This window comes from Amazonocrinis nigriterrae CENA67, from assembly GCF_016056305.1.
GTDB lineage: Bacteria > Cyanobacteriota > Cyanobacteriia > Cyanobacteriales > Nostocaceae > Amazonocrinis > Amazonocrinis nigriterrae.
In genome coordinates, this window is record NZ_JAECZC010000112.1 from 1 (window position 1) to 11012 (window position 11012).

The 11012-nt window shown below is 36.6% G+C and carries 10 protein-coding genes; 7 read left to right on the plus strand and 3 right to left on the minus strand.

The window, feature by feature from the left end; all coding sequences use genetic code 11:
• The coding region (locus I8748_RS34270) for a helix-turn-helix domain-containing protein (protein ID WP_198128935.1) at nt 1-468 on the minus strand (468 nt) is incomplete at its 3' end.
• Between the two features lie 761 nt (nt 469-1229).
• Here I8748_RS34270 and I8748_RS34275 point away from each other — a divergent pair.
• Genes I8748_RS34275 through I8748_RS34290 form a run of 4 tightly spaced genes read left to right on the plus strand, consistent with a single transcriptional unit; the run spans nt 1230 to nt 5899 of the window.
• Entirely contained in the window at nt 1230-2060 is an 831-nt protein-coding gene (locus tag I8748_RS34275; RefSeq protein WP_198128936.1) for a hypothetical protein, read from the plus strand.
• A gap of 44 nt (nt 2061-2104) precedes the next feature.
• Entirely contained in the window at nt 2105-3544 is a 1440-nt protein-coding gene (locus tag I8748_RS34280) for a hypothetical protein (protein WP_198128937.1), read from the plus strand.
• 11 nt (nt 3545-3555) lie between these two features.
• Nucleotides 3556-5409 carry a pentapeptide repeat-containing protein gene (locus tag I8748_RS34285; protein WP_198128938.1) on the plus strand — a complete coding sequence of 618 codons (1854 nt, stop codon included), beginning with the start codon at nt 3556-3558 and terminating at the stop codon, nt 5407-5409.
• Between the two features lie 43 nt (nt 5410-5452).
• Nucleotides 5453-5899: a hypothetical protein gene (locus I8748_RS34290; protein WP_198128939.1), complete on the plus strand. Its 447-nt coding sequence runs from the start codon at nt 5453-5455 to the stop codon at nt 5897-5899.
• Nucleotides 5900-6008: 109 nt separating this feature from the next.
• Here the strand turns inward: I8748_RS34290 and I8748_RS34295 are convergent, their stop codons facing one another.
• Nucleotides 6009-6542 (minus strand): DUF4330 domain-containing protein, encoded by a 534-nt coding sequence (locus I8748_RS34295; protein ID WP_198128940.1) that lies wholly within the window; start codon nt 6540-6542, stop codon nt 6009-6011.
• A gap of 328 nt (nt 6543-6870) precedes the next feature.
• Between I8748_RS34295 and I8748_RS34300 the strand changes: the two genes are divergently transcribed.
• Nucleotides 6871-7725 (plus strand): M48 family metallopeptidase, encoded by an 855-nt coding sequence (locus I8748_RS34300; RefSeq protein WP_198128941.1) that lies wholly within the window; start codon nt 6871-6873, stop codon nt 7723-7725.
• A 421-nt stretch (nt 7726-8146) separates the two neighbouring features.
• On the opposite strand, the gene I8748_RS34305 is transcribed toward I8748_RS34300, so the two are convergent.
• Nucleotides 8147-8902, minus strand: coding sequence for a metallophosphoesterase family protein (locus I8748_RS34305; protein ID WP_198128942.1), 756 nt, complete (start codon nt 8900-8902; stop codon nt 8147-8149).
• 224 nt (nt 8903-9126) lie between these two features.
• On the opposite strand from I8748_RS34305, the gene I8748_RS34310 reads away from it, so the two are divergent.
• Nucleotides 9127-9417, plus strand: a complete 291-nt coding sequence (locus tag I8748_RS34310) for a DUF2470 domain-containing protein (protein ID WP_198128943.1) — start codon at nt 9127-9129, stop codon at nt 9415-9417.
• A gap of 144 nt (nt 9418-9561) precedes the next feature.
• Nucleotides 9562-10863, plus strand: coding sequence for a DNA (cytosine-5-)-methyltransferase (dcm, locus tag I8748_RS34315; protein WP_198128944.1), 1302 nt, complete (start codon nt 9562-9564; stop codon nt 10861-10863).
• The last annotated feature ends 149 nt before the right edge of the window (nt 10864-11012 follow it).

Consider the following 11012-nt stretch of genomic DNA (forward strand, 5'->3'; position numbering starts at 1 on the left):
TCCACGGGCGCAATTCGTTTTTTTGAGTGTACATCGCACAGTCTCACGACCTATTTGCGTGACGATACTTCGCGCTTTGAGTTCGTCTACTAATAACTTCATCGTCCAACGAGTCCTACCATCCGGCGGTGGTGAACAGCATATAGCTATCAGATGCGCCTGTTTTTCTCCATCTAATTTCTGTGGCACGGGTGGTGTCTGACGCGGCTTGCGGTTGAGGGCTGCTTGTTCTCCTTGCTCTAAAAATGATGAGCGGATGCGGGCAACGCTATTACGATGTAATCCTAGTGCTGCCCCTATCTGCTGGTCATTCCAGCGTTGCTGCCCATATTCACCCTCATCCGACATGATCAGTACACGTGCGTGCAGAATTTTTTTCACTGGTGCATGACCATTACGGCTGAGCGCTTCCAAGTGTTGTCTTTGTTCTGCACTTAAGCGAATCTTGTTTGTTCGTCCACGTCCCATTTTCTTTGTCTGTTTCTGCTACATCTAATGCACTATTTTAGCCCGGTCGCGCTACTACTCGTTGCCCAAAAAGGTTTTCGTGCGGTTGAGTAAGAAGATTCAAAAAAATGGGTAAGTGCGATCGCTTCCCATTATCCCTGGATATGGTGTAGTTATTGACTGGTAATGCATGGCTAGCTCGATAATCCTCGGTGCTTCCTTTTAAAACAAAGTTTGGTAAATATCTGGAATACAGCGGGGAGAATTGGTAGTTAAGTTCAGTAAACCAAAAATTTTTTTAGAAGTATTGCCATGCAGACATTTCAGCTAAAGACAATGACATCACAAAACAACCTATTAGTCAGCATTTCAGGCGATACACCTACTAGGTAGCTTAAATTTCACGAAATACATTTTGTAACCCATATCCAGTAAGGATTTGAGGTTTTTTATTTGAATGTGTTTCTTTCGTATGTTACCGGAGCGTAAAACGCACCCCTTGGGCGCTCATCTTGCACCTAGTCCTAGGGATTAGAAATCGCATGTCACATGCACGGCTGTCTGGCGACCGAACGCAGTGGCTTGCCTATACAAACGAAGTCGGCCTGCACAGACTAACGGAAAACCAAAGTTTTTAACCTGCTATGAGCGGTCAAGTCTCGTGTAGCTGTGACTCCAGTGCAAGAGTGCAAGATGTGAATTAAAGCGATTACTACAGCCGTAATTATAAACAAATAGCAATTATTTTGTAGATTTAAATATATAGAATAACACAGTTGCACATGAAAAATTTTAATCAATTATTACTAATTATTACAACTGTTATGCTGGCTAGTTTAACACTAACATCTTGTAAGCAGGAATGTGAAATTAAAAATCAATATCCTCAGAAAGAAAGTGTGCAACTAAATGATTCTATATACAATCGCGTATTTGGAAGCAAAAGCTGCTCTCCTCAAAAATTAGTGTTGAGATTGCCTGTTAATGTCAATCTAAAAATAGAAAAGCACAACAAATTATTAACTAGTAGTATTTATACACCAAGAATTACTAACTTTGTGATTTTTTCCAGTAATAATAGTAATTTTTATATTACTCGTGTAGATGAATATGCTAATGGGTTTATTTATTCCAATAAAGATACTTGTCTTGCTTGGAAATGGTCTAATGATAATAAACAGCAAGTTTTGCATTTGAGTATGGATAGAAATATTCAAATTCGTGATCCCAATATTAAAAGTGTTATTTTTTTGATTTCTCTGCCACTTGAAATAAAGGAAGCAGGAGTGGGTATAACTCTTGAACGTTATGTTCGGAATACAGAGACATCAAAAGTTGGATTGATAAGTAATTTCAAGTTTAACAAAGAATATCCAATATTAAAAAGTTTATTAAGACAAAAAGAAAAAGGCAGACTAAATGCCAATGATGCTTTTCAAGAAGGTAAACAAGTTGATCGTAATGTAGCAGGAGAGTTATCAAAAATTAGCGATATAAATGGTGTTTATTTGGAACATGACTTGGAACCAATGATCAAAGAAAAATACGAAAAAACTTATTTGGATACACCTGATTATCCTGCTTGCGAAATTCCTAAAGATTTTTTTAATTGATAGTTAAATTCAACATATTTTTTCAAATCTCTTCAGGAGTAAATATGACATTAAATGAATCGGGCAGACAAGAGATTGAAAAAGAGTACCAAAACTACATTGAAAATCCAAAGTATCGTAAACAACTTGAGAAGTGGTATGAAAAGGAAAAAACACGCCAACTAATAATATTTTCAATATTATTAATCGTTTTATTTTTTTTAGGTTTCGGACAATTTGCAATATTGGAATACTCTTTTGAAGAGAGACTAGCCCTGTCCGATAGTGATAAAATACTAATATTTCCAATTAAAGTTGTACTAAGTATACTTGTAACAGCTGCTTTACCTATAAGTACGCTACTAGATGAATCAGAACTTATTGGTCAAAAAATAAAAATATCTTTATTTGGTAAGAAATTTTCACCGATAGTTTGGATAATATTACCAGGAGATGTATTACTAACATTCCAAGCAGTATTAACAGGAAATCAAAATACAAAAGATCCAGACCCATTTATTCCAGCTATCGCTTTTATTGTAGCAGCTATATCTTCCAATTTTGCTTTTTATCTAAGCAAAGGTATAGTTGCTGCTTATAAAAAATATATAACTGTACGTGAGGAATTACAAACAATAATTATATATGGTGTAAACCCTAGACCATTCTACAAAAATGCGGAACAAGTTAGATTAAATGAAGAGTATGAAGCAGCTATTAAAGAAGCTGAACAGACAAAGAAAGAGCTAGAAAAGATAAAAAATGAAAAAGAAAATTTACAATTCCAACACATCAAAGACCAAGAAGAATTCAAGCAACTGAAGTTGCTGGAAGCAGAACAGGTTCAAAAAATACAAGAACTAGAACAGAAAAGACAAGAACTAGAACGAAAAATCAGCGCTTATAAAAACTATGCAGATTCGACAAGTCAACTAAAAACTAGCTTTGTTAAAGTTAGTAAACCCATTAAAGAGTTAATTGTTCAGGGTAAAAAGATGTTTGAGGATTTCGCTGGTCTTGACGAATCTATCAAAGATTTAAAATTTCCTTCACTTGAGATCAGTTCCAGCGAAAATGGGAAAATTAAATTTGTAGAAATACCAACATATCGCTATTCTAATTTATTGTGGAAAGACTTAGAACTCCCGTCTGATTTATCTCCAGTTGGTATTAACTTTTTAAATTCATTAAGAACAATAGTCGAACAACAGGAGTTACCTGTACCTAATAATGTAAGAAATTATGCACCAAATAAGGAATTAGCACAATGTTTAATAATAGATTTTGAAAACTATGGTGTTATTGTCTATTGCCGAGATGAAGGATACAGAAAAAGTGGTGAGAAATGGAACGCACAAGCTGAGAGTGATTTTGAGAGTAAATTGGTTAGTGACCAGATCAATGGGTATTGTGTTTTAAAGTTTGCTGTTCAAGAAGTCATGAGTAATCAGTCAGTAGTATTAGAGCGAATCAAAGATGCAATCAATAGCAAGATGGATGGGTAAGCTAATTAGTTATGAAAATAAGTTTTGATATTGGGCCCAGAGAGAGAAACATTACTGCCCCTGAAGCATTTGATATCAGCTATGAGCATAAAGGTTGCATTTGCAATGTAATGGTTTATGGAGATATCAATAAACCTCAGGTGTTGATAGTACCTTTTACACCATTGCCAGCAATACCGATTTCAAGATACTGGTTTTTCATGAATATCTCTTGGTCTAAACTAGACGGCTTCGAGTTCAATCAGTACAGTGATCCTGAAATTTCCATTTCTCTAGAAAAGACTGTAGGTATATTAAAAGGTACAGATAAAATACTAATCAATAATGGTTTTCTTACTCTAACCTTTAGAGCCGAGGTAAATCAAACAGACTTAAGTAAGAATGATCCAATAATTTTTTTAAAAAAATGTAGGGAATTTGGTATAAGGGTAGCAAATGTTGAATTTTCAGAACTTCGGATTTTAGACAAAGTAAACTTTTCTGGAATCCGATTATACAATGTGGCATTTCTTAAATCTGATCTTATAGAAGCTGATTTTAATAATTCTCATTTTAACGATGTAAAATTTATCAATTCAAACCTTGAAAGAGCAAATTTTACTAATTGTCTATTTTCAAAAGTCGAGTTTAAAAAAGTAAGATTGAAAGAATCTGTTTTTGACAATTGTCGGGTTGTTTATAATAAGTCAAGAATACAAAATAATGAAATACTTATTTTTGAAGACTGTGATTTAACTAAGTCCAGATTTATAAAAGCCAAAATTTGCAGTAATTTGGAAAATTCCAATCTATCACTAACAAATTTTACAGAAGTACAATTTGTAGCTTGTAAAATTTATGATTGTACACTTCAAGGAACAATATTTACTAAATCTGTATTTACTACTTACGGAACACAATCTGATAAATCTCATAAACAAAATATAAATATAGCAGAATCAATTACTTGTCGTATTGGCACAAAACCACTATTAGCTACAAATGGGATAGTTACTAGTAAGGGAAATATCAATAATTGTAAGTTTGATAGTGCATTAATGAATTATATAGATATTAGTAATAACATTATTCAAGATACAGATTTTGAAGGAGCTTATTTGTTAAAAGCAAAACTTTATAATTGTAAGTTTATTAGAACAACATTTAATGGTAAAACACTAAAATCAGCAGATATTTCTGATACCAATCTTTCTTTTAGTATTTTCGATCAATGTAACCTTAGCGAAGTCAAGCTTCATCGTGCAAGAATGATAGAGACTAAAATAGAAAAATCAGATTTAGTTAAAGCGAATTTCTACAATGCTAGTTTAACAAGTAGTTACTTCATTGAAAGTAATTTAACCGGAGCAGATTTCAGATATGCAGATTTAACACTACTTAACTTAGATAAATGTCATCTCAACTCTGCTAAATTCTTTCACACTCAAAGGGGTGGACTCAATTTAAATATAGTTATAGTTACAAATGAAAGTGATAAACAAGCTCAGAATAATAAAGTTTATCAAACGAGTTGCTTTATTGACTGCATTGATTGGAGTCCCAAAGGAGATGGTGAAATTCAAATTGACAAAAACTCTTTTTTGAGTATAGTAAGTGGTGATAAGTCAGCTGTTGCTGTTATATCTAATCTTTCCAAAGAAGGCGCACAATTCATATTAAATACTTATGCTACAGCTAATGCCAAAAATGCGGGTAATGATTTAATTGATGGGTCAACCAATATTGATGGTGATGTGCATAACAGTGAAATTCTGGGAGCCAGTATTGAAACTGAACAAGTCGTTGAACAGAGTCAAGAAGAAAGTTCAGAAATTCATAACTCTTACTCTGATGAATCTTCTAACCAAGAGGATGAACAAAGATAGTCTTTTATAAGTTTAAATACAGTATACAAATGAGGGAAAAATTATGGCGAATGAAAATGATGCATCTGTGAATATTGGTGGTAGCGTCAATAAATCAAAAGTCAGAGGTGGAAAAATCGATACTGTCCTGGGTACAGAACCAACAAAAAATAATGTGTCTGTGTCTATTGATAAAGATGTAACTGATTCTTCTAAAATAGAAGCTGGTACAATCAAAGTTTCTGAATCAATAGATATTGCTAAACTAAAAGCTGAACTCAGGGCAGAAATTCAGCCATTTGTAGAGCAACTAGCTGAGTCTGCCATTACTCGAAATGAAGCAGTAGCAACTGAAGCTATCAAAGAGGAAATCAAGGCAAATCTAACTCTTAAGCAACGGCTACTTAGAGCTCTAAAAGCAGGTGGTATAGAGACATTAAAAGCAATATTCAATCACCCTGTTGTTAGCATTTCTGTTGAGACAATAAAGGGATTTATTGAAGCTAGTTAGGTGATCAAAAGGCTTGAGTAGCAACAGAATTGCACTTAAGCAGTAAGCGCTATAGTCCCCCATAGCCAAGAGGCTATGGGGGAAGCTATTAGCGAAACATATAGTAATACTATTTGTCTTTCACTCTAACATCGATGACAGTTGCATTAAAGTTATAGTTGAATCCTTCTAACTCAAATGGCATACCAATTTTGACTTTGCTATTACCTAAAACTGGGCCGCTTTCATTGACTTGAGCTTTGCCTTCTAAAGTCAACAGCATATCTGTACTAAAGTTGTTAGTTTTGGGATCAGGCAATTCTTTAACCGAACCATCGGGTTGGGAAACATTTATTTTTCTAGGTAGCACTTGAATAGATTTAATCCCAATCTGGCCATAGGGTTGATTGCGGATAATCACATTAGTTTTACCGCCTTTTGTGAATCCTTTGTCAAATAATCGTTCAGGGTCGCGTACATTCAAACCACGAACTACTAAATCCACCTCGATGGGTACTGTTTTACTACCAACTTGGGCAACAGAACCAGTGGTGCCTGGAAAAACAAAGATGCTAAATATAACTAGCAGAATTACCAGCACAGCACCGAAATCAAGAATGTTAATTTTACCGAACAAGCGACCCTTGGAATCTAAAATAGCCATAAAAACTTTTCCCAAATACAAGCGGAATAATTGATTGTAGCAACAAGGTTTATGATAGACACAGCAATTTTCCCTATGAGTAAGAACGATATGCGGCTGGGTGTTGCGGTCATGCGACAGTCTATCACGAGTTGGGAAATGGGGGGATGGGGGGATGGGGGAGATGGGGAGATAAGGAGAATGAATTCAATATATTAACTCCTAACTCCTAACTCTTAACTCCTAACTCCTAACTCCTAAGCAATTTTGTGTTGGAAATGCAACTCAGCAAGCCTTAAATTCGTCCCATAATTTTAGTGTTCTTGCAAAATTATTCCCAGACCTGACTATGATGAATCCCAAAGTCTTGATTGCTAATTACCGTGTATGGCGGCCTCGCTGGTTTTATCCGTTTATTTCGCTGGTAGTTGCTTTGAGTTTGTGCTTAACTACACCCCAGCCAGGAAAAGCTCTAGATTTAATACCTTTTTTGTTACAGGGCGTTCAAGTACTTCAGCTTTCTAATATATCTCCTAACCAGGAAGTTGATCTAGGTAAGCGGATTAATCAGGAATTGGTCAGTAGTGATGTTCGACTGAATCACGATCCTGAGATTAATCGCTATGTACAACAAATTGGTCGGCGCTTGGCAGTAAATAGCGATCGCCCCAACTTACCTTATACTTTTCAGGTAGTTGAGGATAAGTCTATTAATGCTTTTGCGACTCTGGGAGGCTATGTTTATGTCAACACGGGTTTGATTAAAGCCGCAGACAATGAAGCGGAACTAGCCAGTGTTATCGCCCATGAAATCGGTCATATTGGTGGAAAACACGTAGTCAAACAAATGCAGCAAAAAGCGCTGGAAAGTGGTTTATTATCAGCAGCTGGGTTAGACCGAAATACTGCGGTGAATATTGGTGTGCAGTTAGCGCGAGATTTACCTCGCAGCCGTCAAAACGAATATGAGGCGGATCAAAGAGGATTGAGAACTTTGACGCGTACTGGTTATTCCCAGTCTGCAATGGTTTCATTTATGAAAAAGCTGCTGGGGAAAAGTTCTACTCCAACATTTTTGAGTACTCACCCTGGCACAAGCGATCGCATTGCTGCTTTACAACGTTCCATTAAAGCCCAACCTAGCAGTGGGCAATATGGATTGGATAATGCTGCTTATAGAGCTAGCATTCGAGAATTACTGTAGTTTTAATATTATAGCCGTAGCCAGATGTGTTAGGACAATTTTGATTGCTACTAGCCAATAAGCAACTGGGTTTCCACTCAGCAACGCCACATGCTCCACTTGGTGAGTGAGTCGCTGTCTTGGCGCTTTGCGTCGATGGCGAACTCACGAACCCGAAGGGGGAAACCCCAAGACCCTTCGGGTGACGCTCGTACCTCGCTAACGCTCTTGCTAACGGCAGTTACTCCACTTGGGGAGACCCCAAGACCCTTCGGGTGACGCTCCTGCGTTGCTAACGCTACGCTAACGCCAGTTGCTCCACTTGGGCAAAGCCCAAGACCGCACTGGACTCACCGTACTGCCTCACCGCAGTGGCTCCTCAGCACTTTGCTATACTGTGGAAAGTCAACAGTCAATTATCAAACGCCATCCCCAGAGCGATTTATGCTCGCTTATGGCGGCGATCACTGACTTGGGATGGTTCAACATTCATTACCCCTTCTTTTAAAGGCAGGGTGCGGAGGCATTTATTAAAAACGTTGACTTGATAAATCCGATTATTTGTAATGTCTAATCCAGTCAACCAACCACTCCGGGGATGGTAAGCACCAGTGTCTATATCTAGCCACCCTTGCCCTTGTGCGAGTTTACCAGGAGTCACACCAGGTAGGGTAAAAGTTATGGTATGGCCAATAATAATTAGTTTATCACGAAAGTATGGCTGTTGAATGCTGTGAAATTCATCTCTGATCCAGCAAAATTGCTCAGCGGTTTGTTCTGCTAAAGGTATGGAAGGATGAACGCCAGCATGAGTTAACCAAATATCTCCTAAATCGATATATGTAGGCAGCGTCCTAAACCAATCTAAATGTTCGTCGGGAATGGGGGCTTGTTGGTAACTGGCTATGGTTGCTTGCCCACCACTGTACAGCCATGCTTGCATCGCTGGCTTGGGAATGCTCTCATTTGTGAGAATGTTGATTAACATCTGCTCATGATTTCCCAGCAGACAGGCATAATTATTTCGTTTAACAAAATTAACTACATGTGAGCTATGAGGGCCACGATCAATTAAGTCTCCCAGAAAATAGACTTGATCGTCTGATGCTGGGGCGATCGCCTCCAACAATATCATTAGACCTTCATAGTGACCATGCACATCCCCAATAACAATTCGACGCTGGCTAGATTCGCTCATCGGCTCTTAGCTAGAATAATTTGGCTCACTACTTCTGCTACAGTTTAAGCTGTCTAATTTCCAAGAAAGAAATGTAAAAAAAAGTTGATAATTTTTCACTTGACTCAACAATCATCAGTAAACAGTTATCAGTCATCAGTCAACAATCATTAAGAGTACTTATGCTGCCTGAATACGCTTTAGCTTAGAATTTAGGCAGTTGCCGTATTGTACTTGGATAAACAATGTCTGAAAACTTCTCTCCCGAAATTAGCTCCCGCATCTGTAACCACATGAATGAGGATCATACTGATGCAGTAGTTCTTTATGCCAAAGCTTTTGGTGGTGTCACAAATGCAACAGCAGCACAAATGCTGTCAATTGACTCTGACGGAATGGATTTAACAGCACAAGTAAATGGTGAAACTGTACCAGTTCGTATTCAGTTTGATCATATTTTAGCTGATGCAGAAGATGCTCACCAAACTTTGATTGCAATGGTAAAGCAAGCAAGAGTTCAAGCAAATCAGCAATAGTCTCAGCAAATTACCAAGTTTTCTGTCTAATAACACCACGAAAACTTTGATTGATGGGAGTATCAGGAAATTTTATCTGTATTTTTCAGTAAAAAGTAATTTGCTAGCGCCGAATTACTTTTTACTAATTTTAACTTTACATCTATGCATAAAATTCGGTTTGTTGATTTATTTTCCGGGATAGGAGGAATTAGATTAGCTTTTGAACAGGCTGCTCAATATTTAAATCTACAAACTGAATGTGTTTTAAGTAGTGAAATTAATAAAGATGCTCAATTAGTTTACACGAAAAACTTCGGTCACACACCTTTAGGCGACATTAGACTGATAGATAAACTACCAGAACATGAAATTTTATTAGCTGGATTTCCCTGTCAATCCTTTTCTCATGCTGGTAAAAAAGAAGGTTTTGGTGATACTAGAGGCACATTATTTTTTGAAATTACTCGATTATTAGATACATATAAACCACAAGCTTTTATTTTTGAAAATGTCCGTGGTCTTTACAGCCATGATAAAGGAAGAACCCTGGCAACAATTAAACACGAAATCCAAAAAATAGGTTACAGCTTTAATACTTTTTTACTCAACAGTGCTAATTTTGATTTACCGCAAAATCGCGTCAGAATTTATCTAGTAGGAATTTTAAATGCTACTCCCACATTTGATTTAATTTCTGACGTGGGGCCAAAAGATTCTCATTCTTATAATCCCCAGCAGCTATCTTTGTTTTCTCCACTTCAAAAGACTGTAACTGTTGCCGATATTTTGGAAGATAATCCTGATAAAAAATATGATTGTTCACCAGAATTTATTCAAGCTTTAAGTCGAATATTTAATCATGATTTAACTCGTTTACATGGTGTGAGACTTATTGATTATCGTGGAGGGAACTCTATTCATTCTTGGGAATTAGGATTGCGTGGAGAATGTAGTAAAGAAGAAATCGTATTGATGAATAATTTCATCTTAAAAAGGCGAAATAAAGTATTTGGTTATGAACAAGATGGTAAATTATTAACTCAGGAACAGATAGCTAGTTTTTGCGATTATCCCCATCTGGAAGAAATCTTGAATTCATTAGTTACTAAAAAATATCTCAAACTAGTTAACGGTAAATATAAACCTGTATCTGGCAATTTTTCATTTGAAGTTTATAAGTTTGTCGATCCAAATAAAATTTCGGTAACGTTGGTTGCTAGTGATGCCAATAGATTAGGTGTTTATCATAATCAAAGAGTGCGGCGATTAACTCCCCGCGAAGCAGCAAGATTGCAAGGTTTTCCTGATAGCTTTATACTTCATCCAAATGATGATAAGGCTTATTATCAACTAGGAAATTCTGTGAGTATTAATGTTGTGAAAGCTGTGGCTGAAGAAGTGATATTAAAAACTTTGTCCCACAGTAAAAAACATATAATCAAGTCTCATCCAATGCTTGCTTAATTGTTGATTTGCAAATTCATTGGCTGAGTTTAAAATACTTTGTACCTTTGTGGGAAAAATTAAAGAACCACAAAAGACACTAATTGTTTTACTTTAATCTTGATGCAAATACGTCGCAGGGGAGCAGGGGAGCAGGGGAGCGGGGGAGC